The sequence below is a fragment of the Streptomyces sp. NBC_00009 genome, from assembly GCF_045040855.1.
GTDB classification, from domain to species: Bacteria; Actinomycetota; Actinomycetes; order Streptomycetales; family Streptomycetaceae; genus Streptomyces; species Streptomyces aureus.
This window is the reverse complement of record NZ_CP108312.1, coordinates 5,347,289-5,372,374: the sequence shown is the minus strand read 5'-3', so window position 1 is coordinate 5,372,374 and position 25,086 is coordinate 5,347,289. Positions and strand designations below refer to the sequence as shown.

Annotated in this window: 24 protein-coding genes; 7 read left to right on the top strand and 17 right to left on the bottom strand. The window is 72.2% G+C overall.

From position 1 onward, the window contains the following. Positions 1 to 56 precede the first annotated feature (56 nt). Together OHA58_RS24190 and OHA58_RS24185 are read left to right on the top strand one after the other, a co-directional pair. Complete coding sequence (locus tag OHA58_RS24190) at positions 57 to 1,397, top strand: GH1 family beta-glucosidase (protein ID WP_116513055.1); 1,341 nt, start codon at positions 57 to 59, stop codon at positions 1,395 to 1,397. After that, on the top strand, positions 1,394 to 2,641 hold the full coding sequence (locus tag OHA58_RS24185) for an MFS transporter (protein WP_405481326.1): 1,248 nt from the start codon (positions 1,394 to 1,396) through the stop codon (positions 2,639 to 2,641). The genes OHA58_RS24190 and OHA58_RS24185 overlap by 4 nt, the downstream gene beginning before the upstream one ends. Positions 2,642 to 2,664: 23 nt before the next feature. On the opposite strand, the gene OHA58_RS24180 is transcribed toward OHA58_RS24185, so the two are convergent. Continuing rightward, entirely contained in the window at positions 2,665 to 3,519 is an 855-nt protein-coding gene (locus OHA58_RS24180) for an NAD-dependent epimerase/dehydratase family protein (protein ID WP_405485136.1), read from the bottom strand. A 128-nt stretch (positions 3,520 to 3,647) separates the two neighbouring features. Between OHA58_RS24180 and OHA58_RS24175 the strand changes: the two genes are divergently transcribed. Beyond that, positions 3,648 to 4,478, top strand: coding sequence for a helix-turn-helix transcriptional regulator (locus tag OHA58_RS24175; protein ID WP_405481325.1), 831 nt, complete (start codon positions 3,648 to 3,650; stop codon positions 4,476 to 4,478). A gap of 136 nt (positions 4,479 to 4,614) precedes the next feature. On the opposite strand, the gene era is transcribed toward OHA58_RS24175, so the two are convergent. Then, positions 4,615 to 5,577 carry a GTPase Era gene (era, locus tag OHA58_RS24170; RefSeq protein ID WP_199841793.1) on the bottom strand — a complete coding sequence of 321 codons (963 nt, stop codon included), beginning with the start codon at positions 5,575 to 5,577 and terminating at the stop codon, positions 4,615 to 4,617. 181 nt (positions 5,578 to 5,758) lie between these two features. On the opposite strand from era, the gene OHA58_RS24165 reads away from it, so the two are divergent. Beyond that, entirely contained in the window at positions 5,759 to 7,066 is a 1,308-nt protein-coding gene (locus OHA58_RS24165; protein ID WP_405485134.1) for an ammonium transporter, read from the top strand. Continuing rightward, complete coding sequence (locus tag OHA58_RS24160; RefSeq protein WP_405481324.1) at positions 7,063 to 7,401, top strand: P-II family nitrogen regulator; 339 nt, start codon at positions 7,063 to 7,065, stop codon at positions 7,399 to 7,401. Before OHA58_RS24165 ends, OHA58_RS24160 begins: the two co-directional genes overlap by 4 nt. A 76-nt stretch (positions 7,402 to 7,477) precedes the next feature. On the opposite strand, the gene OHA58_RS24155 is transcribed toward OHA58_RS24160, so the two are convergent. From OHA58_RS24155 to OHA58_RS24130, 6 genes are all read right to left on the bottom strand, one after another. Further along, positions 7,478 to 7,828 carry a cytidine deaminase gene (locus tag OHA58_RS24155; RefSeq protein ID WP_405481322.1) on the bottom strand — a complete coding sequence of 117 codons (351 nt, stop codon included), beginning with the start codon at positions 7,826 to 7,828 and terminating at the stop codon, positions 7,478 to 7,480. 32 nt (positions 7,829 to 7,860) lie between these two features. Further along, positions 7,861 to 8,214, bottom strand: coding sequence for an MmcQ/YjbR family DNA-binding protein (locus tag OHA58_RS24150; RefSeq protein ID WP_405481320.1), 354 nt, complete (start codon positions 8,212 to 8,214; stop codon positions 7,861 to 7,863). A 4-nt stretch (positions 8,215 to 8,218) separates the two neighbouring features. Continuing rightward, the gene (locus OHA58_RS24145; protein WP_405481319.1) at positions 8,219 to 9,502 is read right to left on the bottom strand and encodes a hemolysin family protein; all 1,284 of its coding nucleotides are present in this window, start codon (positions 9,500 to 9,502) and stop codon (positions 8,219 to 8,221) included. Next, positions 9,499 to 9,996 carry an rRNA maturation RNase YbeY gene (gene ybeY / locus OHA58_RS24140; RefSeq protein ID WP_100594262.1) on the bottom strand — a complete coding sequence of 166 codons (498 nt, stop codon included), beginning with the start codon at positions 9,994 to 9,996 and terminating at the stop codon, positions 9,499 to 9,501. Before ybeY ends, OHA58_RS24145 begins: the two co-directional genes overlap by 4 nt. A gap of 10 nt (positions 9,997 to 10,006) precedes the next feature. Beyond that, on the bottom strand, positions 10,007 to 11,044 hold the full coding sequence (locus OHA58_RS24135; protein ID WP_405481317.1) for a PhoH family protein: 1,038 nt from the start codon (positions 11,042 to 11,044) through the stop codon (positions 10,007 to 10,009). A gap of 132 nt (positions 11,045 to 11,176) precedes the next feature. Beyond that, positions 11,177 to 12,268: a carbohydrate kinase family protein gene (locus OHA58_RS24130; protein ID WP_405481315.1), complete on the bottom strand. Its 1,092-nt coding sequence runs from the start codon at positions 12,266 to 12,268 to the stop codon at positions 11,177 to 11,179. A gap of 349 nt (positions 12,269 to 12,617) precedes the next feature. On the opposite strand from OHA58_RS24130, the gene OHA58_RS24125 reads away from it, so the two are divergent. Further along, the gene (locus tag OHA58_RS24125) at positions 12,618 to 13,994 is read left to right on the top strand and encodes an MFS transporter (RefSeq protein ID WP_405481313.1); all 1,377 of its coding nucleotides are present in this window, start codon (positions 12,618 to 12,620) and stop codon (positions 13,992 to 13,994) included. On the opposite strand, the gene OHA58_RS24120 is transcribed toward OHA58_RS24125, so the two are convergent. The 9 genes from OHA58_RS24120 to hrcA all read right to left on the bottom strand — a co-directional run bounded on the left by OHA58_RS24120 (position 13,955) and on the right by hrcA (position 24,214). Further along, positions 13,955 to 14,959 carry an adenosine deaminase gene (locus OHA58_RS24120; protein ID WP_405481312.1) on the bottom strand — a complete coding sequence of 335 codons (1,005 nt, stop codon included), beginning with the start codon at positions 14,957 to 14,959 and terminating at the stop codon, positions 13,955 to 13,957. The two genes, OHA58_RS24125 and OHA58_RS24120, sit on opposite strands and share 40 nt — an antisense overlap. Positions 14,960 to 14,980: 21 nt before the next feature. Next, complete coding sequence (locus tag OHA58_RS24115; RefSeq protein ID WP_405481310.1) at positions 14,981 to 15,889, bottom strand: ribonuclease Z; 909 nt, start codon at positions 15,887 to 15,889, stop codon at positions 14,981 to 14,983. Between the two features lie 20 nt (positions 15,890 to 15,909). After that, complete coding sequence (locus tag OHA58_RS24110; protein ID WP_383094788.1) at positions 15,910 to 16,263, bottom strand: histidine triad nucleotide-binding protein; 354 nt, start codon at positions 16,261 to 16,263, stop codon at positions 15,910 to 15,912. Between the two features lie 77 nt (positions 16,264 to 16,340). Then, positions 16,341 to 19,637, bottom strand: coding sequence for a S41 family peptidase (locus OHA58_RS24105; RefSeq protein WP_405481309.1), 3,297 nt, complete (start codon positions 19,635 to 19,637; stop codon positions 16,341 to 16,343). A gap of 106 nt (positions 19,638 to 19,743) precedes the next feature. Then, positions 19,744 to 20,136, bottom strand: coding sequence for a VOC family protein (locus OHA58_RS24100; RefSeq protein WP_405481308.1), 393 nt, complete (start codon positions 20,134 to 20,136; stop codon positions 19,744 to 19,746). A 20-nt stretch (positions 20,137 to 20,156) separates the two neighbouring features. Beyond that, positions 20,157 to 20,900 carry a 16S rRNA (uracil(1498)-N(3))-methyltransferase gene (locus OHA58_RS24095; RefSeq protein ID WP_405481306.1) on the bottom strand — a complete coding sequence of 248 codons (744 nt, stop codon included), beginning with the start codon at positions 20,898 to 20,900 and terminating at the stop codon, positions 20,157 to 20,159. Beyond that, on the bottom strand, positions 20,897 to 21,970 hold the full coding sequence (locus OHA58_RS24090; protein ID WP_405481305.1) for a nitronate monooxygenase: 1,074 nt from the start codon (positions 21,968 to 21,970) through the stop codon (positions 20,897 to 20,899). The genes OHA58_RS24095 and OHA58_RS24090 overlap by 4 nt, the downstream gene beginning before the upstream one ends. A 90-nt stretch (positions 21,971 to 22,060) precedes the next feature. Continuing rightward, on the bottom strand, positions 22,061 to 23,197 hold the full coding sequence (gene dnaJ, locus OHA58_RS24085; protein WP_116513037.1) for a molecular chaperone DnaJ: 1,137 nt from the start codon (positions 23,195 to 23,197) through the stop codon (positions 22,061 to 22,063). Continuing rightward, entirely contained in the window at positions 23,198 to 24,214 is a 1,017-nt protein-coding gene (hrcA, locus tag OHA58_RS24080) for a heat-inducible transcriptional repressor HrcA (protein WP_100594252.1), read from the bottom strand. It lies immediately after the preceding gene. 121 nt (positions 24,215 to 24,335) lie between these two features. Between hrcA and OHA58_RS24075 the strand changes: the two genes are divergently transcribed. Beyond that, entirely contained in the window at positions 24,336 to 25,067 is a 732-nt protein-coding gene (locus OHA58_RS24075) for an MBL fold metallo-hydrolase (protein WP_405481303.1), read from the top strand. The last annotated feature ends 19 nt before the right edge of the window (positions 25,068 to 25,086 follow it).

Sequence of the window (25,086 nt, the reverse complement as noted above, 5' to 3'; positions counted from 1 at the left end):
GGGGGAGTAACGACCTTTTCCTGCAAGGGCGTTGACTTCCGTTACCGCCGGTACGCATGATCGCGCGCATGGCAGCGAGCGAACCGGTACCTCAGTTCCCGCACGACTTCCTGTGGGGCGTGTCCACGTCGGCCCACCAGATCGAGGGCGCCACCGACGCGCGCCTCCCCTCGGTGTGGGACGCGTTCACGGCACAGCCGGGGCGGGTGAAGGACGGCTCGACGGCCGCCGTCGCCTGCGACCACTACCACCGCTACGGCGAGGACGTGGCGCTGATCGCCGGCCTCGGGGTCGGGGCGTACCGCTTCTCCGTCTCCTGGCCGCGGGTCATGTCGCCGGGCGGCCTCGACTTCTACGACCGGCTCGTCGACGCACTGTGCGCGGCGGGCGTACAGCCCGTGCCGACGCTCTTCCACTGGGACACCCCGCTGTCCGTGGAGGAGGCGGGCGGCTGGCTGAAGCGGGACACGGCGTCGCTCTTCGCGGACTACGCGGCCGAGGTCGCGGACCGTATCGGCGACCGCGTACAGAAGTGGATCACCCTCAACGAGCCCGCCGAGCACACTCTCCTCGGCCACGCGCTCGGCCAGCACGCGCCCGGCAGGCAGCTCCTGTTCGACGCGCTGCCGGTGGCCCACCACCAGCTCCTCGCCCACGGCCTCGCCGTACGGGCGCTGCGCGCGGCAGGCGCCACGGACATCGGGATCGCGAACTCGCACGGCCCGACCTGGCCCGCCTCCGACGACCCCGCCGACCGCGAGGCCGCGGACTTCTACGACGTGCTCCTCAACCGGCTCTTCGCCGACCCGCTGCTCCTCGGCGCCTACCCGGAGGGCATCGGCGACCTGATGCCGGGCGATGTGGACGCCGACCTGAAGGTGATCGCGGAGCCCGTCGACTGGTACGGGATCAACTTCTACCAGCCGACCAAGGTGGGCGCGCCGCTCACCTCCGGCGAGGCGACGGAGTTCTCCGGCCTCACCCTGCCGCCCGAACTCCCCTTCTCCCCGAGGGAGATCGAGGGATACCCGGTCACGGACTTCGGCTGGCCGGTGGTCCCCGAAGCGCTCACCGAGCTCCTCCTCGCCTTCCGCGACCGCTACGGCGACCGCCTCCCGCCCCTGGTCATCACCGAGAACGGCTGCAGTTACGAGGGTGTGGACGACCAGGAGCGGATCGCGTACCTGGACGGCCATCTGCGGGCCCTGCACCGCGCTCTGGAGGCAGGGGTCGACGTGCGCGGCTACTTCGTGTGGTCGCTGATGGACAACTTCGAGTGGGCGGAGGGCTACGCGCGCCGCTTCGGTCTCGTCCACGTCGACTACACGACCCTGGAGCGCACGCCGAAGGCGTCGTACCACTGGCTGCGGGACGTGCTGCGGGCGCAGCGCGCATGACGGCCGCCGTCGCGGCGCTCGACGAGCCCGTCGAGCGGGTCGGGCGCGGCTGGACGGCCGCGCTGTCGCTGGCCAACGGGGCGATCTGGGTCGGCTGGTACGGGCCCCTGCAGATCCTGCTCGCCCTCCAGGCCGAGGACTTCGCGCCCGGCACCGGCATGTCCAAGGAGACGCTGCTCGCGTGGGTGACCGGGGTGGGCGCCGTGGTGTCGCTGGCCGCGAACCCCTTCTTCGGCGCGCTCTCGGACCGTACGGTGTCGCGGTTCGGGCGGCGTACGCCGTGGATCGTGGCGGGCGCGGGCGGCGGCGCGTGCGCGCTGCTCCTGCTGGCGGGGGCCGGGTCGGTGTGGACGATGGCGGCCGGCTGGTGCCTGGTGCAGCTGACGCTGAACGCGGCGTTCGCGGCGGTGACGGCGGCCGTGCCCGACCGGGTGCCGCGGCTCCAGCGCGGCGCGGTGGGCGGCTGGCTGGGGGCCGCGCAGATCCTGGGCGTGGTCGTCGGCACGGGGCTCGCGACGGTCGTGGGCGGGGTCGGCGCCGGGTACACGGCGTGCGCGGTGTTCGCCCTGGTGGGCGTCCTGCCGTACGTGCTGCGCCATCCGGACCTGCGGCTCGCCCCGGCGGACCGGCCGCCGTGGGCCTGGCGGACCTTCCTGGCCGGGTTCTGGCTGAGCCCCCGCCGCTACCCCGACCTCGGGTGGGCCTGGCTGACCCGCTTCCTGATCAACCTCAGCAACGCGCTGGTGCTCCTGTACCTCCTCTACTACCTGCGCGACCGCCTCCACTACGGCGACCCCGACCAGGGCGTGCTGATCCTGACGGCGGTCAACGGCGTGACCCTGCTGTGCACCGTCGTCGTGGCCGGGGTCGCCTCCGACCGGGTGGGGCGCCGCAAGCCCTTCGTGATCTGGTCGGGCGTCCTGATGGCCCTGGCGACGGCCGCGCTGTCCGGCTGGCAGACCTGGCCCGGCGCGATCGTCGCGGCGGCGGTCCTCGGCGTCGGCTTCGGCGTCTTCACCTCGGTCGACTTCGCGCTGATGACGGACGTCCTGCCCAAGGCCGTGGACCGGGGCAAGGATCTGGGCGTCATCAACGTCGCCAACTCCCTGCCCCAGGTCGCCGCGCCCGCGCTCGCCGCGCCGATCGTGACGTACCTCGGCGGCTACCGCGTCCTGTACCTGGTCGCGGCCGTGATCGGGCTCGCGGGGGCGCTCCTGGTGCGGCGGATCCGGTCAGTGGCCTGACCGGTGGGCTCTACCGGTGGGCTCTACAGCGCGCCGGCGTCCAGGGCCGTCCACACGGACGGGAAGAACGGGCGGAAGCCCAGTTCGCGGCGGATGCGGGCCGTCGACATGACGCCGGCCCAGGGGTCCGGGTCCACCTTGTCGTACGCCTCCGGCGGCACCGGCACGCCGTTGAGCTGGAGCACGTCGACCAAGGTGACCGGGGCGTCGTCGGCGATGTTGTAGACGCCGTGCGCGCCCGGCGCGTACAGCAGCCGTTGCAGCCCCTGGGCGACGTCCGCGTGGTGGCCCATGTGCAGGCGCTGCATGGCCGGCCAGTTCGACGCCAGCTGCGTCACGTCGGCCAGGTGCGAATCCCCGTCTCCGTACACGAAGGGCAGCCGGGCGATGCGGAGGTCGTCGAGACCGTCCATCGCCCGCAGCGCGCGCTCCGCCTCCCACTTCGACTCGGGGTAGGCGCCCCACAGGTGGCCGCCCGGCACCGTCTCGTCGTCCTCGACCAGCGGCCTGCCGCGCCCGCTGCCGTACACCAGACCCGTGCTGACCTGCACGAACCGCCGCACGCCCGAGGCCACAGAGGCCCGGGCCAGCTCGATGGCGGCGTCCCTGTTGACCGCTCGCGCCTCCTCGTCGGGCACTCCGCGGAAGGCCGCGGCAACGTTCACCACGGCGTCCGCCCCGGCCGTCGCCTTGCCGAGCACGTCCGCGTCCCGCAGGTCGCCGACCACCACGTCCGCGCCCAGTGCGGCGAACCGCTCGCCGCGTGCCGCGTCCCGTACGAGCACCCGCACCTGGTCGCCCGGCGCCGTGTTCTGCAGCAGTCGCGGCACGAACCGCTGCCCGACCTTGCCCGTCGCACCTGTCACCAGTGTCAGCATGGCCGCCTCCTCGTGTTTCGTAGCCATGCCTGAAGCCTGCGCGCGTGGCGGGCGCGGCGGGAGAGACGCGGCTATCCGGGGACTGGCGCTCCCTGGTTACGAGACCGGTTCCGAGCGATCCTGAAGAGGTGAACCGAGCCGAACTCGCCGACTTCCTGCGCCGCTCCCGCGCCCGCCTGGCGCCCTCCGACGTGGGCCTGACTGCAGGCCCGCGGCGCCGCACGCCGGGGCTGCGCCGCGAGGAGGTGGCACAGCTCGCCGGGATGTCCACGGACTACTACACGCGCCTGGAGCAGCGCCGCGGCTCCCATCCGTCGCGGCAGATGCTGACGGCGCTGGCCCGTGCGCTGCGGCTCGACGACGCCGAGCGCGACCACCTGTTCCATCTGGCGGGCGAGGAGCCGCCCCGTCCCGGCCGTTCCTCGGGGCATGTGCGGCCGGGGCTGCTGCTGATTCTGGACCGGCTGCACGATCTGCCGGCGTCGGTGATCAGCGACTGGGGCGAGATGCTCGCCCAGAACACGATGTCGGTGGCCCTGACCGGCGACCACACCGGCAGGAACGTGATCCGCGACTGGTTCACGAACCCGGCGACGCGGCCCATGTTCCCGCCCGAGAACCACGAGGCGCACGCCCGCGCCCACGTGGCGAGCCTGCGGAAGGTCGCCGCGGCCCGCCCCGACGACCCGGGGCCGGCCGCCCTCGTGGCCGAACTGCGCGCCGGGTCACGGGAGTTCGAGGAACTGTGGCAGTCGCACGACGTCGTGGTGCGCCGCCCCTCACCGAAGCGCTTCCTGCACCCCGTGGTCGGCGCCCTCGACCTCGACTGCGAGGTACTGCTCAGCGACGGCCACGACCAGCAGCTCGTCGTGCACTCGGCACGACCGGGCACGGAGGCGTACGAACGCCTGGAGCTGCTGAGGGTCGTGGGCCTCCAGGACCTGAGTCCCACGCTATAAGGGCGCATTCAGCCCCGGCTCGCGCACAATCAGCCCCTTGGGGGTCCCCCCGGACGGAGTCTGGGGGAGCTTGAGGAGCGGGGTCCGGGGCGGAGCCCTGAGGCACCAGCCACAAGGGCCCGCACAGAACGCCCGCCTAGAACCCCAGCTTGCGCAGCTGCCTCGGGTCGCGCTGCCAGTCCTTCGCGACCTTCACGTGCAGATCCAAGAAGACGGGGGTGCCGAGGAGTGCCTCGATCTGCTTGCGGGACTTGATGCCTACGTCCTTGAGGCGCTTGCCCTTCGGGCCGATGATGATGCCCTTCTGGCTGGGGCGCTCGATGTAGACGAAGGCGTGGATGTCGAGGAGCGGCCTGTCCGCCGGGCGGTCCTCGCGCGGCAGCATCTCCTCGACGACGACGGCGATGGAGTGCGGCAGCTCGTCGCGCACGCCCTCCAGCGCGGCCTCGCGGATCAGCTCCGCCACCATGACCTGCTCGGGCTCGTCCGTGAGGTCGCCCTCCGGATAGAGCGCGGGGCCCTCCGGCAGCAGCGGGACGAGCAGGTCGGCGAGCAGGCCGACCTGCTTGTCGCCGACGGCCGAGACGGGCACGATCTCCGCCCACTCGAAGCCGAGCTCCTTGCCGAGCTGGTCGATGGCGATGAGCTGCTCGGCGAGCTGCTTGCTGTCGACCAGGTCGGTCTTGGTGACGATCGCGACCTTCGGCGTCTTCTTGATGGAGGCGAGCTCCTTGGCGATGAAGCGGTCGCCGGGGCCGAGCTTCTCGTTCGCGGGCAGGCAGAAGCCGATGACGTCGACCTCGGCCCACGTCGTGCGCACGACGTCGTTGAGCCGCTGGCCCAGCAGCGTGCGCGGCTTGTGCAGGCCCGGGGTGTCCACCAGGATCAGCTGGGCGTCGGGCCGGTGCACGATGCCGCGCACCGTGTGCCGCGTGGTCTGCGGCTGGTCCGCGGTGATCGCGACCTTCTTGCCGACCAGAGCATTCGTGAGGGTGGACTTGCCCGCGTTGGGGCGGCCGACGAAGCAGGCGAAGCCGGCCCGGTGGGACGCTTCCCCGGACGGCTCGGATGACTGGGTACGAACGCTCATGGCGCCCATTGTCCCTGATCCACCGCGCCCTGCCGCACCTGCGGGGCAAGGCGGTCCGTCGTGAGGCTCCGGAAACCCCCGCGCAACACGAAACACCGCGGAAACGCGCGGGTCAGCGAACGGAAACGCGCGACGGTGAGGCTCGTCGTCCGCCCCCACGCCCGAGGAGACTCCCGTGCAGACCGAGAACGTGCCGCTGGCCGCCGCCGGCAGCCTCGACACCGGCGACACCGCGTGGCTGCTGGCCGCGACCGCGCTCGTCCTCCTGATGACGCCGGGCCTGGCCCTCTTCTACGGCGGCATGGTCCGCACGAAGAGCGTCCTGAACATGCTGCTGATGTCGTTCGTGTCGATCGCGCTGGTCACCGTCGTGTGGCTGGTCGCCGGCTACTCGCTCGCGTTCGGCGACGACGTGTTCGCGGGCCTCATCGGCGGTCTGGAGCACGCGGGCATGGCGGGCATCGGCCCGCACAGCCTGACCGGCACGGTCCCCACGTTCCTGTTCTCCACCTTCCAGCTCACCTTCGCGTTCCTGACGGCCGCGCTGATCAGCGGCGCGGTCGCGGACCGCACGAAGTTCGCGGCCTGGCTGGTGTTCGTACCGGTGTGGACGCTGCTCGTATACGTTCCCGTGGCGCACTGGGTGTGGGGTCCCGGCGGCTGGATCTCGCAGTCGCTCGGCGGGCTCGACTTCGCGGGCGGCCTCGTCGTGGAGATCGCCTCGGGCGCGTCCGGTCTGGCCCTGTGCCTGATCCTGGGCCCGCGTCTCGGCTTCAAGAAGGAATCGATGCGCCCGCACAACCTGCCGATGGTGATGACGGGCGCGGGTCTGCTCTGGTTCGGCTGGCTCGGCTTCAACGGCGGCTCGGCGCTCGCCGCGAACGGCCTGGCGGCCGCGTCCGTCCTCAACACGCTGATCGCGGGCTGCACCGGCCTGCTCGGCTGGCTCTTCGTGGAGCACAAGCGCGACGGTCACCCCACGACGTTCGGCGCGGCGTCCGGCGCGGTCGCCGGCCTGGTCGCGATCACCCCGGCGTGCGGCGTGGTCGGCGTGCTGGGGGCCTGCGTGGTGGGTCTGGTGGCGGGCGTCGTCTGCTCGTACGCCGTCGCGTGGAAGTTCCGCTTCGACTACGACGACTCGCTGGACGTCGTCGGTGTGCACTTCGTCGGCGGTGTCGTCGGCACCCTGCTGATCGGCCTGTTCGCGACGGCCACGATGACCGGCGGCAAGGAGGGCCTGTTCTACGGGGGCGGGTTCGGGCAGCTCGGCAGGCAGGCCGTCGCCGTGCTCACTGTCGCGGCGTACACGTTCCTGGTGACGTACGGGATCGGCAGGACGATCGACCGGGCGATGGGCTTCCGGGCCTCCGCCGACGAGGAACTGACGGGCCTCGACCAGACGGTGCACGCGGAGACCGCCTACGATCACGGCGTCCATGCCGGACACACCGCCCAGCACACCGCCCACTCCGCCCCGCCGAAGGAGCCCTCCGCATGAAGCTCGTGACCGCGATCGTCAAGCCGTTCCGCCTGGACGAGGTGAAGACCGCGCTCCAGGAGCTCGGTGTGCAGGGTCTGACCGTCACGGAGGCCAGCGGGTACGGGCGCCAGCGCGGCCACACCGAGGTCTACCGCGGGGCCGAGTACCGGATCGACCTCGTCCCCAAGATCCGGATCGAGGTCGTCGTCGAGGACGCGGACCTCGACCCGGTCATCGACGCGATCGTGCGCGCGGCGCAGACCGGGAAGATCGGCGACGGCAAGGTGTGGGCGGTCCCGGTGGAGACCGTCGTCCGCGTACGGACGGGCGAGCGGGGGCCGGACGCGGTGTAGCCCGGCCGCACCTGGGGGCAAGCCCCCAGACCCCCGATCGCCCTTCGGGCTCGTCCTCAATCGCCGGACGGGCTGGTCATGCCCCCACGGTCACCCGCACCGCCCCATCGGCTCCCGCCAGCAGCACCGGCGTACCGGCCCCGCCGAGGTCGCGTACCGCCGCGAGGTCCTCGTCCGCCACCGCGTCCGCGCCCGAGACGACCGCCGCCGCCTCCAGGGACTCCGCACCCGACGCCACCGCCATGGCAACCGCGGTCCGCAGGGCGGAGAGCTTCAGCGAGTCCAGGGCGACGGTCCCGGCCACGTACGTACGCCCCGTCTCGTCGCGCACGGCGGCCCCCTCGGGCACACCGTTGCGGGCCCGGGCGCTACGCGCCAGGGTGACGATCTTTCGGTCCTCGGGGGTGAGGTCGTTGCTCTCAGTCATGAGGTGAGCATAAGGAACGGCCCGGCTCCCGGTCAGGCCCGGTCGAGCTTGAGGCGCTCGGCCCTCGGCAGGCCGGCCACCACGAGGTCGTACGAGTCCTCCACGAGCTCGCGGACCATCCTGTCCGGGAGCTCGCCGACGGTCACCGTGTTCCAGTGCCGCTTGTTCATGTGCCAGCCGGGCACGACCGCGTCGTGCTCGGCGCGCAGGCGCACCGCGTCCTCGGGGTCGCACTTGAGGTTGACGGTGAGGGGCCGCGCGTCCAGGTTCGTCAGGGCGAAGAGCTTGCCCAGGACCTTGAAGACGGACGTGTCGGGGTTGAACGGGAACTCCTCGACGGCCGCGTTGAACGACAGACACAAGGCGCGCAGCTCCTGCGGCGTCACGACGTCACTCCCCCTCTTCGCCCACCGGCTCCACGAGCACGGTCACGATCTTGTTGCGCCGGCCCGCGGCGGACTCCGCGGTGAGCCGCAGCGCTCGCCCGTCGGGCAGTTCGACGACGGACGAGGCCTCCGCGATCGGCACGCGGCCGAGCGCCTTGGCGAGGAGCCCGCCGACGGTCTCCACGTCCTCGTCGTCGTACTCCTCGATGCCGTACAGCTCGCCGAGGTCGCCGATGTCGAGGCGGGCCGTCACGCGGAAGCGTTCGTCGCCGAGGTCCTGCACGGGCGGGAGTTCACGGTCGTACTCGTCGGTGATCTCGCCGACGATCTCCTCGAGGATGTCCTCGATGGTGACGATGCCCGCGGTGCCGCCGTACTCGTCGATCACGACGGCGACGTGGTTGCGCAACTGCTGCATCTCGCGCAGGAGGTCGCCCGCGTTCTTCGTGTCGGGCACGAACGTGGCGGGCCGCATCGCGGTCGAGACGAGCTCGCTCTCGGCGTCCCGGCTGATGTGCGTCTTGCGGGCCAGGTCCTTGAGATACACGATGCCGACGACGTCGTCCTCGCTCTCGCCGGTGACCGGGATGCGGGAGAACCCGGACCGCAGCGCCAGCGTGAGCGCCTGCCGGATCGTCTTGTACCGCTCGATGGCGACCAAGTCGGTGCGGGGGACCATGACTTCGCGGACCAGGGTGTCCCCCAGCTCGAAGACGGAGTGCACCATGCGGCGCTCCTCGTCCTCGATGAGGGACTCCTTCTCGGCGAGGTCGACCATGGCGCGCAGCTCCGCCTCGGAGGCGAAGGGCCCGCGCCGGAACCCCTTTCCGGGGGTCAGGGCGTTGCCGATGAGGATGAGCAGCGGCGGAATGGGCCCCATGATCCGGGCCAGCGGCAGCAGCACGTACGCGGCGGCCGTGGCCGTGTTCAGCGGGTGCTGGCGCCCGATGGTGCGGGGCGAGACGCCGACGGCCACGTACGAGACGAGGACCATCACGCCGATGGCGACGGCCAGCGCCTCCCAGGTCGCGTCGAACTCCTGGAGACAGGCGTACGTGACCAGCGAGGCGGCGGCCATCTCGCAGGCGACCCTGACCAGCAGGGCCACGTTCAGATAGCGGGTCGGGTCGGCGGCCACCTGGGCGAGCCGGTCGCTGCCGCGCCGCCCGGACCGGACGGCCTCCTCGGCGCGGAAGCTGGAGGTGCGGGCAATGCCGGCCTCGGCGCAGGCCGCCAGCCAGGCGACCACGACGAGGGCGACGGCGCCCGCGACGAGCGAAAGACTCATGACACGGTGGGCGCGGGCGACGGACCGGTCAGGCCCTTGTCACCCCGCCACCCGTCCACGATGGCCGCCTGGAGCCCGAACATCTCGGCCTTCTCGTCGGGCTCCTCGTGGTCGTAACCGAGCAGGTGCAGCACCCCGTGAACGGTGAGCAACTGGAGCTCCTCGTCCATGGAGTGCTGCGTGTCGGCGTCCTCGCCCTGCTTCTTCGCCACCTCCGGGCACAGCACGATGTCGCCGAGCAGACCCTGCGGGGGCTCCTCGTCGTCCTTCGACGGCGGCCGCAGCTCGTCCATCGGGAACGACATGACATCGGTGGGCCCCGGCAGGTCCATCCACTGCACGTGCAACTGCTCCATGGCGTCGGCGTCCACGACGATCACCGAGAGCTCGGAGAGCGGGTGGATGCGCATCCGCGCGAGCGCGTAGCGGGCGATGTCGAGGATCGCCTGCTCGTCGACCTCGGTTCCGGACTCGTTGTTGACGTCGATCGACATGCGGTGCTTGCTACTTCCCTCTGCCGCGGCCCTGGTGCGAGCCGTTCTCGGTGCCGTGCTGGCTGTCGTACTTCTCGTACGCGTCGACGATACGGCCGACGAGCTTGTGCCGGACGACATCCTGGGACGTGAGCCGCGAGAAGTGGACGTCGTCGAGGCCCTCCAGGATGTCCTGGACCTGCCGCAGACCGCTCTTCGTGCCGCTCGGCAGGTCGACCTGTGTCACGTCACCGGTGACGACGATCTTCGAGTCGAAGCCGAGGCGCGTGAGGAACATCTTCATCTGCTCGGCGCTCGTGTTCTGCGCCTCGTCCAGGATGATGAAGGCGTCGTTCAGCGTGCGGCCTCGCATGTAGGCCAGCGGTGCCACCTCGATGGTGCCCGCGGCCATCAGGCGGGGGATGGAGTCCGGGTCGAGCATGTCGTGCAGCGCGTCGTACAGGGGGCGCAGATAGGGGTCGATCTTCTCGTAGAGCGTGCCCGGCAGGAATCCGAGCCGCTCCCCCGCCTCCACGGCAGGCCGCGTCAGGATGATGCGGTTGACCTGCTTGGACTGCAGGGCCTGCACGGCCTTGGCCATCGCGAGATAGGTCTTGCCCGTACCGGCGGGGCCGATCCCGAAGACGACGGTGTGCTTGTCGATGGCGTCGACGTAGCGCTTCTGGTTGAGGGTCTTCGGACGGATGGTCCGGCCCCGCGACGAGAGAATGTTCTGAGTGAGAACCTCGGCCGGGGTCTCCTGGCCGTCCCCCTCCCCGTTCTCGCTCGCCTTGAGCATGGCGATCGAGCGTTCCACTGCGTCCTCCGTCATCGGCTGTCCGGTGCGGAGCACCAGCATCATCTCGTCGAACACGCGCTGAATGAGGGCGACTTCCGTCGCGTCGCCCACAGCGCTGATCTCATTGCCCCGGACATGAATGTCGGCCGCCGGGAAGGCCTTCTCGATCACGCGAAGGAGCGCGTCACCGGATCCGAGGACGGTCACCATGGGATGGTTCGCCGGGACCGTGAAATGCGCTCGCGCCTGAGCGGTGGGTGTCTGAGTCATGGGCCGGCACTGAAGGCCTGCTCATCCTCCTCGTGCGGGGGCTCGCGCCCGCGTCGACAGCCTTGCACTGCCCAGGGTACGACGGTGCACCGACAACGCCGTAGGCCTTTTCCGCGGGCCTGGGGCCTCTCGCTAGACGCCCCGCCCGAAGCCGATCGTCGGCACCGCCCGCCGCAGGGGCCACGGCCGGCTCGCCTCGGGCAGCAGCGCCTCCAGGAAGGCGTACCGGCGCAGGGCCGCGGGCTCCTGGTCGTCGTAGGCCTGCACGTGCCGCCACCAGGCAGCTACTTCCGACCAGCCGGGCGCGGACAGCGATCCGCCGAACTCCTGCACGGACAAGGCGGCGGTGAGCCCGGCGAAGGCGAGCCGGTCGGCCAGCGGCCACCCCGCGAGCGTCCCGGTCACGAACCCGGCGACGAACACGTCCCCTGCGCCGGTGGGGTCCAGGGCGGCGACCTCGATGGCGGGCACGGAGGCGGTCTCCCCGCTCCGGGCGTCCACGGCGTAGGCGCCCTCGGCACCCAGGGTGACCACGGCCAGCGGCACGTATTCGGCCAGGGCGTGCGCGGCGGCCCGGGGGCAGGACGTACGGGTGTAGCGCATGGCTTCCTCGGCGTTCGGCAGGAATGCCTCGCAGCGCGACAGGTCGTCGAGGGAACTCAGGTCCCAGCGGCCCGTGTCGTCCCAGCCCACGTCACCGAAGATCCGCGTCCCGCGGCCCGCGGCCGTGGCGATCCAGGGCTCGCTCGTCCCGGGGGCCAGCGACGCGACGGCGGCGCGTGCCTGCGGAGGACACTCGGGGGCGGGCTCCTCCGGCGGCGGCTCGTGACCATGGCTGACCATGGTCCGCTCGCCCTCGTACGCCATGGAGACGGTGACGGGCGAGTGCCAGCCGGCGACGGTCCGCGACGACGTCAGGTCGATGCCCTCACCCTGCTCCAGACTGTCCCAGCAGTACTCGCCGTAGTGGTCGTCCCCGAAGGCGGCGGCCAGCGACGTCCGCAGCCCGAGCCGCGCGAGGGCGGTGGCCATGTTGGCGACACCGCCGGGGCTGGACCCCATGCCGCGCGCCCAGGACTCGGTCCCCCGCACGGGGGCGCTGTCCAGCCCCGTGAAGATGATGTCGAGGAAGACGGTCCCCGTCAGATAGACGTCGCACGGCGGATCGGCGGGGGTGCGCAGCCGAGCGAGCGGATCCACATGCGCCGGGTCGTTGGAGTTCACGGTGGGCTCCCCAGTGTGGTGAGGGTCCGCACAGTGTGCCTGATACTCCCCGGACAACGCGCGTAGCACGGCGTACGGAACGGGAGCCGGTGCCCCCCGGAGCGGGGCCGCAGCCACGGCTCGGCACCCCGGAAAAACAGGCTTGTCTACCCCCACTCCTACCCTCCAAACAGAACGTGGCCCAGATCACACCGGCCCGGCTGTTTTCACCCTCCCCGCGCTTGATACAAATTGGCCGCGCCCCCTCGTATCGCGAGCCCCGGCGCACCCCCAATCCCCTTGCCTGTTCAGGCATCCCCGTAATTCCGCATGCCCTGATCCCCGTACACCGCCACGCCTTGGAACGCCCGTGTCCCGCCGCACTCCCCGGCCCCTTGTCGCCCTCTTCACGGCCGGTTATCTGGCCCCGTATCTGCTGCCCACCGTCGTGGGCCGCCTCGGCGACAGCCTCCATCTCCCCCCGGCGCAGGCGGGCCTCATCGGCAGTGCGCTGCTGATGAGTTCGGCCGCGGCGGGCTTCACCTTCGCCGGCCGTGTGGACCGCATGGGCCCCCGCACCCTCGCGAGAGCGGGCCTGCTGCTCGCGGCGCTGGGATACAGCGCGGCCGCGGCGACGTCCTTCGTACCGCTGGTGGTCATCGGCGCGATGGCCGGAGGCTTCGGCTCGGGCACGGCGACGACGGTCGCCGCGACGGGAATCGCCGGGCAGCGCGACCCGCACCGGGCGTCGACGCTGGGCCTGCTCAGCGTCTCGGCGCTGGCGGGCGCCCTGTATCTGACGATGCCTCACCTGGGCGCCGGTCACGCGCTGCCGTTCGCGGCGATCGCGCTGACGGCGCTGGCGACGTGGCCGGCGACCTCCGGCCTGGAGAGCGGCACCGCCGGGCTCCCCACCCCGGCCGGGCAGCCCAGGCCCGCCGGCCCTCTCCCCTTCCGCCGTTCGGGCCTGGTCCTGGCCGCCGCGATGCTCTGCTGGTCGATGGCGCAGAACTCCCTATGGGGCGTCAGCAGCCGCATCGGCACGGACCAGGCGGGCCTGACGGAGATCACCGTCGGCGCGGTCTTCGCGGTGGCGCTCGGCACGGCGCTCGTGGGCGTGCTCGGCGCGGGGGCGCTCGGATCCCGGCTCGGCCGCGCCGCCCCGATCGGCGCGGGCACGGCACTGATCGCGTGCTGCATCGTGGTGAGCGCCCGCGCGGACGACCTCGCGTCGTTCGCGACCGGTGAGATCGCGTGGAACACGCTGTACCCGGTGGTCCTGTCGTATCTGATCGGCCTGGCCGCGTCCCTGGACCCGCGCGGCCGCTGGGCGGTCCTCGTCGGCTCGGCGGCGTCACTCGGCACGGCCTGCGGGCCGCTCACCGGCAGCGTCCTGTCACAGACGGCGGGCTACCCGGCGATGGGCACGACGCTCGCCGTGGCGCTGCTCGTCCTGGCACTGCCGCTCACGGCGGTGGCGCTGCACACGGGCGGCACCCCGCTGCTGCGGCCCGGCACGGTCCGCAGGAGGGGCGGCGCCCCCGCCGCTCTGGTGGCCGGTGTGACGGGCGCCCCGGCGGGCGCGGTCCCGCAGATGGGCGCGCCGGAGCAGCCGGTCGTGGAGATCACGGTGAGCACGCCCCAACCGGCCCCGACGCAGGAGGAGTTCTCCACGGCGGGACCGCGGGGCGGTTCGGCGGGGCTCGGTCAGTCGTCGAACGCGAACGCGTCGACCTCGGCGAGGTAGCGCGAGCGCAGCTCCTCGTCGTCGTCGAGGAACGACGCGACGAACGAGTTACGGGCGAGCTCGCGCAGCCGCTCGTGGTCGAGCGCGAGCGCCTCGTGGACCGCGTGGAAGGTGTCTCCGACGTACCCGCCGAAGTAGGACGGGTCGTCGGAGTTCACCGTGCAGAGCAGACCGGCGTCCATCATCCGCGCCAGCGGGTGGTCCTCCAGTACGTCGATGGCGCGCAGCCGCACGTTCGACAGCGGACACAGCGTCAGGGGCACCCGGTCCCGCACGAGCCGCTCGACGAGCGCCGGGTCCTCGACGCAGCGGAGCCCGTGGTCGATGCGCTCGACGCCGAGCACGTCGAGCGCCTCCCATACGTACGAGGGGTCGCCCTCCTCGCCCGCGTGGGCGACCTTGCGCAGCCCGAGCGCGCCCGCGGCCTCGTACACCTCGCGGAACTTGGAGGCGGGGTTGCCGACCTCGGCGGAGTCGAGGCCGACGCCCACGATCCGGTCGAGGTAGGGCTTCGCGGACTCCAGGGTCTGCATCGCCGACTCGGCGGACTGGTCGCGCAGGAAGCACATGATGAGCCGGGTGGAGACGCCGTGGCGCTCCACGCTCTTCGACAGGGCGGCGCTCAGGCCCTCGACGACGGTCCCGATCGGCACGCCGCGGGCGGTGTGGGCCTGCGGGTCGAAGAAGATCTCGGCGTGCCGCACGCCCTGCTCGGCGGCGCGCGCGAGGTAGGCGTCGGCGAGCTGCTCGAAGTCCTCCTCGGTGCGCAGGACGGCCATCAGGCCGTAGTACAGGTCGAGGAAGGACTGCAGGTCTTCGAAGAGGTAGGCCTTGCGGAGGGCCTCGGTGTCGGCGAACGGCAGGTCGACGCCGTTGCGGGCCGCGAGTTCGAAGGCGAGCTCGGGTTCGAGGGTGCCTTCGATGTGCAGATGGAGTTCGGCTTTGGGGAGCGAAGCGAGGGACATCAGAGCATGGTACGCCCGGTATTAGATGCGTTTGGGCACCTGTACGCGGTCGAGGTCCCGCGCCACGGTGAGCTCTCCGGTGAAGCCGGCGGCGCGGGCCTGGCGCTCGAACTCCTCGGGGTCGGAGTAACGCTGGCTGAAGTGCGTGAGCACGAGATGCCGCACCCCGCCCTCGGCCGCGACGCGCGCGGCCTGCCCGACGGTCAAGTGGCCGTGGTCGGACGCCAGTTGGTGGTCCCCGTCGAGGAAGGTCGACTCGATGACGAGCATGTCGCACCCCTCGGCGAGCTCGTTCACCCCGTCGCAGAGCCGGGTGTCCATGACGAACGCGAACCGCTGCCCGCGCCGCACCTCGCTCACGTCGTCGAGGGTGACGCCGCGCAGGGACCCGTCGCGCTGGAGGAGCCCCACGTCGGGCCCGGAGATGCCGTGTTCGGCGAGCAGTCCGGGCAGCATGCGGCGCCCGTCGGGCTCCACGAGGCGGTAGCCGTAGGACTCGACGGGGTGGGAGAGGCGGCGCGCGTCCAGCGTGTACGAGGGCGTCCGGGCGAGGACGCCGCCGTCACCGCTCACCGGTTCCTCGGCGAGCGCGACGCTCTCGCGGTACGCGGTGGCGTACCGCAGCCGGTCGAAGAAACGCTGCCCGGAGCGCGGGTAGTGCGCGGTGACGGGGTGCGGCACCCGGTCCAGGTTGATGCGCTGGATGACCCCGGCGAGGCCGAGGGAGTGGTCGCCGTGGAAGTGGGTGACGCACAGCCGGTTGAGGTCGTGCGCGGCGACGCCGGCCCGCAGCATCTGGCGCTGCGTGCCCTCGCCGGGATCGAAGAGGATGCCCTCCCCGTCCCAGCGCAGCAGGTAGCCATTGTGGTTGCGGTGCCTCGTCGGCACCTGGCTCGCGGTGCCGAGCACCACCAATTCCCGTACGGACACGGTGCGTTGACCGATCTCCGCTAGCCGGGGGGCCACTGGAGGCCGCGGCCCCCGAGGACATGGGCGTGGGCGTGGAAGACGGTCTGTCCGGCGCCGCCGCCGGTGTTGAACACGACGCGGTAGCTGTCGAGCTTCTCCTCGGCGGCGACCTCGCCCGCCTCGCGCAGCACGTCGGCGGCGATCTGCGGCTCGGCGGCGGCCAGCGCCGCGACGTCGTGGTGGTGGACGCGCGGGATGACGAGGATGTGGGTCGGCGCCTGCGGGTTGATGTCCCGGAAGGCGACGGTGGTCTCGGTCTCCCGTACCAGCGTGGCCGGGACCTCCCCCGCGACGATCTTGCAGAACAGGCAGTCGGCCTGCGGCTCTCCGGCCACGATCACGTCTCCTCACACCGTCCGGTCACTACGCCGGGAATGCTATCCGGCCTGCCGCCACCCGCGACGCCTGCCTCCTACGACCGGCCCTGCGCCCGCCCGCGCGGCTCCGGGAGTTCGGGTGCCGTCCGCGCGGGGTTCTCGGCGAGCGCCGCGAGGGCGATGCGCACGGCCTCGTCGAGCTGTGGGTCGCGCCCGGCCGCGTGGTCCTGCGGGGCGGCGACCACTTCGACATCGGGGTCCACGCCGTGGTTCTCCAGCCCCCACTCGTAGCCGTCCAGCCAGGTCGCGTACTTCGGCTGGGTCACCAGCGTCCCGTCGACGAGCCGGTAGCGGCTGTCGATGCCGATGACGCCGCCCCAGGTGCGTACGCCCACGACCGGGCCGATGCCGAGCGCCTTGATCGCCGCGTTGACGATGTCGCCGTCGGAGCCGGAGAACTCGTTGGCGACGGCCACCACGGGGCCGCGGGGCGCGTCCATCGGGTAGCTGAAGGGGCGGGAGCCGCGCGGCAGGTCCCAGCCGACGACCCGCCGGGCCAGCTTCTCGACGACGAGCTGCGAGGTGTGTCCGCCGCGGTTCTCGCGCACGTCGACGATCAACCCGTCGCGCGCCACCTCGACCCGCAGGTCGCGGTGGATCTGGGCCCAGCCGGGGGCCTGCATGTCGGGCACGTGGAGATAGCCGAGGCGGCCGCCCGACTGCTCGTGGACGTGGGCGCGGCGGTCGGCGACCCAGGCGTGGTAGCGCAGCGGCTCCTCGTCGGCGACGGGGACGACGACCGCGTGGCGCGGGTCGCCGCCGCCTGCTGGGGAGACGGTCAGCTCGACGGGCTTGCCCGCCGTCCCTACGAGGAGCGGTCCCGGACCGGTGACGGGGTCGACGGGGCGTCCGGCCACCGCGACGATCGCGTCACCCGCGCGCACGGCCACCCCGGGCGCGGCGAGCGGTGCGTGGGCGCGTGGGTCGGACGTCTCGGTGGGCAGGACGCGGTCGATGCGCCAGCTGCCGTCCTCGTGGCGGGAGATGTCCGCGCCGAGGAGGCCCTGCCGCCGGTCGCCGCCGCTCCAGGAGCCGCCCGGTGTGACGTAGGCGTGGGAGGTGCCGAGTTCGCCCTGGACCTCCCACAGGAGGTCGACGAGGTCGTCGTGGGTGGCGACGCGGTCGAGGACGGGCCGGTAGCGCTCCAGGACGCCGTCCCAGTCGACGCCGTCCATGTCCGCGCGCCAGAAGTTGTCCCGCATGAGGCGGCCCGCCTCGTCGTACATCTGCCGCCACTCGGCGACGGGGTCGACGTCCTGGCGGACCCGGCTCAGGTCGACGGTGATGTTGGTGTCGCTGTCGTCGTCGGAGGAGGCGCGCCGGTCGCTCGGTACGACCTTGAGCTTGCCGTCGGTCCACAGCAGGACGCGCTTGCCGTCGCCGCTGACGGCCAGGTGGTCGGCGTCGGAGGCGAGGTGCTCGATGCGCTGCTGGGCGAGGTCGTAGCGTTCGAGCTCGCTCTTGGGGTCGGGGTCGTCGGGGGTGGCCCGGGACGCGCCGAGTACGCCCTGGAGCGGGTGCCGCAGCCACAGGACGCCGTCCTTGGCGGCCCGCAGGGTCGTGTAGCGGGCCGCCTCCACGGGGAACGCGACGATGCGGTCGGCGAGCCCTTCGAGGTCGATACGGGTGGTGGGGGTGCCTTCGCTGTCGGGGGTCTCTGCGGCGGGGCTGTCCGGGGTGTCGAAGGGACGGCCGTGGCGCTGGGGGCCGAACGGGGACGGCGTCGCCGCGGCGAGCGTGATCAGGTGCGGCCGCGAGCCCCCGACGAACGCGAGGTCGAAGACGTGCTCGTCGTAGACCGGGTCGAAGGAGCGCGCGGAGAGGAACGCGAGGTGTTTGCCGTCGAGGGTGAACGCGGGCGCGTAGTCCCGGAACCGCAGCGGCGTCGCCTCCGTCACCGACAGGTCTGCGGTGTTGGCGAGCTTGAGCTGGCGCAGGGGCGAGGGGCCGGGGTGCGACCAGGCGAGCCACGCCGAGTCCGGCGAGAAGACGAGGCCGCTCACGTCGCCGTCCTCGCTGTGGTCGACCTCCCTGACCTCGCCGCTCTCGCGCTCGACGAGCAGCACACGCCCGTCGTGCGAGGCGACGGCGGCCCGGCTGCCGTCGGGCGCCATCGCGAGGTTCAGTACGCGGCCGAGCTGCCCGGCGGCGAGCCTGCGCGGGGTGGCGCCGGGCGCGATGCCGGTGGCGGGCGCGAACTCCAGGGCGTCGTCGCCCTCGGCGTCCGTCACCCACACCACGTGTTCCTCGCCCTCGACGCGGAAGGTGCGCGGGAGGCGGGCCCGTACGCCGGGCCGGGCGGCCAGCGCGCGGGCGGGCCCGGAGCGGTGGGTGACCCAGTGGACCGCGCCTCGCACGGCGACGGCGCTGCCGCGCGCGGTGTGGTCGGGCGCCGCCGCGCCGAACCAGCGGGCGGCGCTGACGGGGTGGGGCTGGAGGTCGACGCGCTGCCCGCCGAGGCGGACGTCCAGGCGGCGCGGCGCGGCGTCCTCCGCACTGGCCGCGGATTCGACGGAGTCCACGATCCACAGTTCACCGGCCGACGCGTACACGACGCGTGTGCCGTCGCTCGACGCGTGCCGGGCGTAGAAGCCTCCCCCACTCTCGGCTTCGCTCGAGCGGGAGGTGCCCCCATGCGGCGTGTGCCGGCGCAGTGAACTGCCGTCGGCGAGGGACGAGTACAGGGCGCCGACGCCTTCGTGGTCGGACAGGAAGGCGACCCGGTCTCCCACCCACATCGGGTACTCGATGTTCCCGTCGAGCTCCTCGTGGAGGCGGACGAACTCGCCGTCGCCCGCCCGGTCGATCCACAGCTTCCCTGCGGTGCCGCCCCGGTAGCGCTTCCACCAGGCGGCCTCGCGGCCCATCGGTGCGGACAGCAGGACGACCTGCCCGCCGGGCCCGGTCACGACGTCGCCCACGGGCCCGTACGGGAGCGTGGTGGCGGGTCCGCCGTCGAGTGGTACGGCCCTCGCCCAGCTGCGGCGCAGGGACGCCTGGCCCTGGGTGCTGAGCGCGAGGACCTGCCCGTCGGGGGTCCAGCCGCGCACCGTCGTCCTCGAACTGCCCCAGTACGTAAGGCGTTTCGAGGGTCCGCCGTCGACCGGGGCGATGTGCACCTCGGGGGCGCCGTCGCGGGTGGACGTCCAGGCGACGGTGGTGCCGTCGGGCGAGATCCGGGGGTGGCTGACGGGGACGTTGTCGGCGCTGACGCGCCAGGCGCGCCCGCCGTCGAGAGGGGCGACCCAGACGTCGTCCTCGGCGGTGAAGGCGGCCAACTCGCCGTGCAGATGCGGGAACCGGAGATATCCAGAGTGCGCTGTCCGTGTCACCCGATCACCCTAGGCACGCGCACCGTGCCCGGTCAGTGCTTTCGTCACTTGCCCACGGCGATACGGCTTGTTTCGGCGCCCTGCGGGACCGAAGATCGCTGCGCGGTCAGCCGCGCATCAGCAGCCACTCCTGGAGCTCCACGATGTTGCCCTCGGGGTCCTTGAGGTGTGCGACCCGCATCCGGTCGGTCATCGGCGCGGGCCCCTGGAGGATCTCGGCGCCGCGCGCGACGATCTGTTCGCAGTACTGGTCCAGGTCGTCGACCCGCAGCACGACGAGGGAGCGGTACCCGTCCGGGGCGTCCGTCAGCTCACCGAGGACCCGCGCCATCAGCGCCCGGTCCTCCAGCGCGATGCCCGCGGAGCCCGCCGCGGGGCTGAACTTCTCGTACGGGCCGTCCTGCGCGCCCGACTGCGGCTTGAGGCCGAGCACGTCCGCGTAGAAGTGGTAACAGGCACGGAAGTCGGTGACGAGGAGTCTGACCTGGGCGAGTTCCACGCGTTCCCCTCGGGGGTTGATCAGGACCAGCGGCCGGTGCGGCCGAGGAGCAGCGCCGTCGCGGCGGTCCCCGCGGTCGACGTACGCAGAACGCTACGCCCGAGCCGGTACGGACGCGCGCCCGCCTCGGCGAACGCGGCGAGCTCGTCGGGCGAGACGCCGCCCTCCGGGCCGACCACGAGGACGATGTCCCCGGCCGTGGGCAGCTCGGTGGTGGCGAGGGCGCCGCTGTCGCAGTCGCGGTCCTCGTGCAGGACAGCCGCGAAGTCCGCCCCGGCGAGAAGTGCCGCCACCTGCTTGGTCGTCGCGGCGTCCGCGACGTCCGGGAAGCGCACCCGGCGGGACTGCTTGCCCGCCTCGCGCGCGGTGGCCCGCCACTTGCCGAGCGCCTTGGCGCCGCGGTCGCCCTTCCACTGCGTGATGCAGCGGGCGGCCTGCCACGGCACGATCGCGTCGACACCGGTCTCCGTCATGGTCTCGACGGCGAGTTCGCCCCGGTCGCCCTTGGGCAGGGCCTGGACGACGGTGATCCTGGGCGCCTGCGCGGGCTCCTCCTGGACGGGGCCCGCCGTGACGACGAGCCGGTCCTTGCCCTCGGCGGCCTCCACGACCGCCTCGGTCCAGCGCCCGCGCCCGTCGGTCAGGACGACGTCCTCACCGGCCCGCAGCCGCTTCACGGAGACCGCGTGCCGCCCCTCGGCCCCGTCGAGCACGAACGTTTTGGCGGACGGCACCTCGTCGACGACGAACACCGGCGCCGTCATGCGGCACCCCGCGCGCCCAACGCGTCCCTCGTCTCGGCGAGTTCGGCCGCGAGCACCTCGACGAGCTGGCCGGCGGGCAGCTCACGGGCGAGCCGGTGGCCCTGCCCCGCCCACAGCGCCATCCCCTGCGGGTCCCCCGCCTTGGCGGCGGCCTTGCGCAGCGTCGACGTCATGTGGTGGATCTGCGGGTAGGCGGCGGGCGCGTACGGGCCGTGCTCGCGCATGAACCGGTTCACGAGGCCGCGCGCCGGGCGCCCGGAGAACGCCCGGGTCAGCTCGGTCCGCACGAACAGCGGGTTGGTCATGGCCTGCTTGTGCAGCAGGTTGGCGCCGGACTCGGGGCAGACCAGGAAGGCCGTGCCGAACTGTCCTGCGTCGGCGCCCGCGGCGAGCACGGCGGCGAGCTGCCCGCCGCGCATGAGGCCGCCGGTGGCGATGATCGGGAGCTGCACGGCCTCACGGACCTGGGCGATCAGCGCGATGAGTCCGATGCCGGAGCCGTCTGCCTCCGGGTTGTCCCGGTGGGTGCCCTGGTGGCCGCCCGCCTCGATGCCCTGGACACACACCGCGTCGGCGCCGGCCCGCTGGGCGGCCTGCGCCTCCTCCGGGGTGGTCACGGTGACGGCGGTGAGGGTGCCGACGCGGGCGAGGGAGTCGAGGACGTCGCGGCTCGGGCAGCCGAACGTGAAGGTGACGACCGGTACCGGGTCGTCGAGGAGGATCGCGAGCTTCGCGTCGAAGCCGTCGTCGCGGCCGCTGTCCGGGTCGCCGAGCTGCGTCTCGTACCAGGCGGCCTCACCGGAGAGCTGGCTGGCGTAGACGGCGACGGCCGCGGGGTCCGCGTACTCGGGCTGCGGCATGAAGAGATTGACGCCGAACGGCTGATTCGTCAGCCCCCGTACCTGCTTGATCTCCTGGTACATCCCGTCGGCGGTTTTGTACCCGGCGGCGAGGAATCCGAGCCCGCCGGCCTCCGACACGGCGGCGGCGAGCTGCGGACAGGAGGCGCCGCCCGCCATGGGTGCCTGCACGATCGGATAGTGACAGAGATCGGTCAGCGTGGGGGACATGACCGCATCGTGCCACGTCCCCCGCACCGGACCGAATCGGCCCTTCCGTCCGGCATGTGCCAGGCGGGGTGCGGGGGACGTCAGGCTCCGTCAGCGCCCGTTGAACGCATCCTTCAGCCGCGAGAACAGCCCCTGCTGCCCAGGCTGGAACTGCCCGGTGGGCCGCTCCTCACCCCGCAGCTTCGACAGCTCACGCAGCACCCGCTCCTGCTCGGCGTCCAGCTTCGTCGGCGTCAGGACCTCGACGTGCACGATGAGGTCGCCTCGGCCGCCGCCGCGCAGGTGCGTGATGCCGCGCCCGTGCAGCGGGACCGACTGACCGGACTGCGTGCCCGGCCGGATGTCGATCTCCTCGAGGCCGTCGAGCGTCTCGAGCGGCACCTTGGTGCCGAGCGCCGCGGCCGTCATCGGAATGGTGACGGTGCAGTGCAGATCGTCGCCGCGCCGCTGGAAGACGGGGTGCGGCAGCTCGTGGATCTCGACGTACAGGTCACCGGCGGGGCCGCCGCCGGGGCCGACCTCACCCTCGCCCGCGAGCTGGATCCGCGTGCCGTTGTCGACACCGGCCGGGATCTTCACGGTGAGCGTGCGCCGCGAGCGGATGCGGCCGTCACCGGCGCACTCCGGGCACGGCGTCGGCACGACCGTGCCGAAGCCCTGGCACTGCGGGCACGGCCGCGAGGTCATGACCTGGCCCAGGAAGGACCGCGTGACCTGGGACACCTCGCCGCGACCGCGGCACATGTCACAGGTCTGCGCGGACGTGCCGGGCGCGGCACCCTCGCCGCTGCAGGTCGTACAGACGATGGCCGTGTCGACCTGGATGTCCTTGGTGGTCCCGAAGGCGGCCTCGTCCAGCTCGATCTCGAGCCGGATCATGGCGTCCTGGCCGCGGCGCGTGCGCGACCGGGGACCACGCTGGGACGCCGTTCCGAAGAACGCGTCCATGATGTCGGAGAAGTTCCCGAAGCCACCGGCGCCGAAGCCGCCGGCCCCGCCTCCGCCCGCCTGCGAGAGGGGGTCGCCGCCGAGGTCGTAGACCTGCTTCTTCTGCGGGTCCGACAACACCTCGTAGGCGGCGTTGATCTCCTTGAACCGCTCCTGTGTCTTCGGGTCCGGATTCACGTCCGGGTGAAGCTCACGGGCCAGCCTGCGGAAGGCCTTCTTGATCTCGTCCTGGGAAGCGTCGCGGCGCACGCCGAGTACGGCGTAGTAGTCCGTGGCCACTTACGACTCCGCCAGGATCTGTCCGACGTAACGTGCCACTGCGCGTACTGCTCCCATCGTTCCCGGATAGTCCATGCGGGTCGGTCCGACCACGCCGAGCTTGGCGACTGCCTCGCTGCCCGAACCGTAGCCGACCGAGACCACGGAGGTTGAGCTGAGTCCCTCATGGGCGTTCTCATGACCGATCCGTACGGCCATGCCCGAATCGTTGACCTCACCAAGGAGCTTGAGGAGCACGACCTGCTCCTCAAGGGCCTCGAGAACGGGCCGGATGGTGAGGGGAAAGTCATGTCCGAAGCGTGTGAGATTGGCGGTGCCGCCGATCATCAGCCGCTCCTCTGTCTCCTCGACGAGCGTCTCCAGCAAAGTGGAGAGCACCGTCGAGACCGTGCCGCGGTCCTCCGCGTCGAAGGACTCCGGCAGGTCCTGCACCAGCTGCGGCACGTCCGCGAAGCGGCGTCCCGCGACCCTGCTGTTGAGCCGGGCCCGCAGATCGGCGAGAGAGGTCTCGCCGAACGGCGCCGGGCAGTCGATCATCCGCTGCTCGACCCGCCCCGTGTCCGTGATCAGTACGAGCATCAGACGGGCGGCGGCGAGCGAGAGCAGTTCCACGTGGCGCACGGTGGACCGCGTCAGGGACGGGTACTGCACCACGGCGACCTGCCGCGTCAGCTGCGCGAGCAGCCGCACGGTCCGGCCGACGACGTCGTCGAGGTCGACGGCGCCGTCGAGGAAGTTCTGGATGGCGCGGCGCTCGGGCCCCGTCATCGGCTTGACCGCCGTCAGCTTGTCCACGAACAGGCGGTAGCCCTTGTCGGTCGGGATCCGCCCGGCGCTCGTGTGGGGCTGGGCGATGAAGCCCTCCTCCTCGAGCGCCGCCATGTCGTTGCGCACCGTCGCCGGTGAGACGCCGAGGCTGTGCCGCTCGGTGAGCGCCTTGGAGCCGACCGGCTCCTCGGTCCCCACGTAGTCCTGGACGATGGCGCGCAGCACTTCGAGCCTGCGTTCACTGAGCATTCGCGCGCACCTCCAGCTGTGTCGTCCGCGGCTGGCACTCGGTGTGGCCGAGTGCCAATGGTCTCCGGGTCAGTGTACGGCCGGTGGGTACGGGCCCGGCAAGGGCGCTAGCGTCGGACCCATGGACGACCTGGACTGGAATGCGGTGGGCTGGGAGGAGCTGTCCGCTCGGGCGGGGCGGGTCCGGCTGCCGGGCTGGGACTGCACGACGGGCCTTGTGGTGGGCGACAGGGCGGCGTTGCTCGTCGACACGGGTTCATCACTTCGTGAGGGTGCGGCGCTGCGGGCGGACACCCGGCGCCTCATCGGCCCGCACGCGCGCGTGACGCATATCGCGCTGACGCACCCGCATTTCGACCACGTTCTCGGCACGGCCGCGTTCGCCGGTGTCGAGGTGTACGGCGCCGCGGGCATCGACACGGTGTTCACGCGGGGCCGCGACGAGCTGCGGGCGTCCGCGGTGGCGCACGGCCTGCCGCACGAGGAGGCGGCCGAGGCCACCGACGTGCTCGTCGTGCCGCACCACCGGGTGTGCGGGGAGTGGACGCTCGATCTGGGCGGCGGACTCCAGGTACTGCTCGCGAACGTGGGCCCGGCGCACAGCGGGCACGACCTGGCGGTCCTGGTGCCGGGCACGCCCGAGGTCGTCTTCTGCGGCGATCTGGTCGAGGAGTCGGGCGAACCGCAGGCGGGCCGTGACGCGATGCCGAGCCGCTGGCCGGCCGCCCTGGACCGGCTGCTGGAACTGGGCGGTGAAGGTGCCGTGTACGTCCCCGGGCACGGAGCCGCGGTGAATGCGGAGTTTGTCCGTGCGCAGCGTGCCGCGCTGGCGGCGCGTTTCGGCGTGTCGTAACCGTACGGCCGTTCGTACT

Bases quoted from the DNA above. Each gene is read 5' to 3' on its own strand.
- OHA58_RS24120 (WP_405481312.1), bottom strand. From the start codon at position 14,959: ATGTCCCTCGCTTCGCTCCCCAAAGCCGAACTCCATCTGCACATCGAA.
- OHA58_RS24095 (WP_405481306.1), bottom strand. From the start codon at position 20,900: ATGACGGCGCCGGTGTTCGTCGTCGACGAGGTGCCGTCCGCCAAAACG.
- OHA58_RS24145 (WP_405481319.1), bottom strand. From the start codon at position 9,502: ATGAGTCTTTCGCTCGTCGCGGGCGCCGTCGCCCTCGTCGTGGTCGCC.
- ybeY (WP_100594262.1), bottom strand. From the start codon at position 9,996: ATGTCGATCGACGTCAACAACGAGTCCGGAACCGAGGTCGACGAGCAG.
- OHA58_RS24190 (WP_116513055.1), top strand. From the start codon at position 57: ATGATCGCGCGCATGGCAGCGAGCGAACCGGTACCTCAGTTCCCGCAC.
- OHA58_RS24075 (WP_405481303.1), top strand. From the start codon at position 24,336: ATGGACGACCTGGACTGGAATGCGGTGGGCTGGGAGGAGCTGTCCGCT.
- era (WP_199841793.1), bottom strand. From the start codon at position 5,577: ATGGGCGCCATGAGCGTTCGTACCCAGTCATCCGAGCCGTCCGGGGAA.
- OHA58_RS24155 (WP_405481322.1), bottom strand. From the start codon at position 7,828: ATGACTGAGAGCAACGACCTCACCCCCGAGGACCGAAAGATCGTCACC.
- OHA58_RS24185 (WP_405481326.1), top strand. From the start codon at position 1,394: ATGACGGCCGCCGTCGCGGCGCTCGACGAGCCCGTCGAGCGGGTCGGG.
- OHA58_RS24090 (WP_405481305.1), bottom strand. From the start codon at position 21,970: ATGTCCCCCACGCTGACCGATCTCTGTCACTATCCGATCGTGCAGGCA.
- OHA58_RS24180 (WP_405485136.1), bottom strand. From the start codon at position 3,519: ATGCTGACACTGGTGACAGGTGCGACGGGCAAGGTCGGGCAGCGGTTC.
- OHA58_RS24135 (WP_405481317.1), bottom strand. From the start codon at position 11,044: ATGACTCAGACACCCACCGCTCAGGCGCGAGCGCATTTCACGGTCCCG.
- hrcA (WP_100594252.1), bottom strand. From the start codon at position 24,214: ATGCTCAGTGAACGCAGGCTCGAAGTGCTGCGCGCCATCGTCCAGGAC.
- OHA58_RS24160 (WP_405481324.1), top strand. From the start codon at position 7,063: ATGAAGCTCGTGACCGCGATCGTCAAGCCGTTCCGCCTGGACGAGGTG.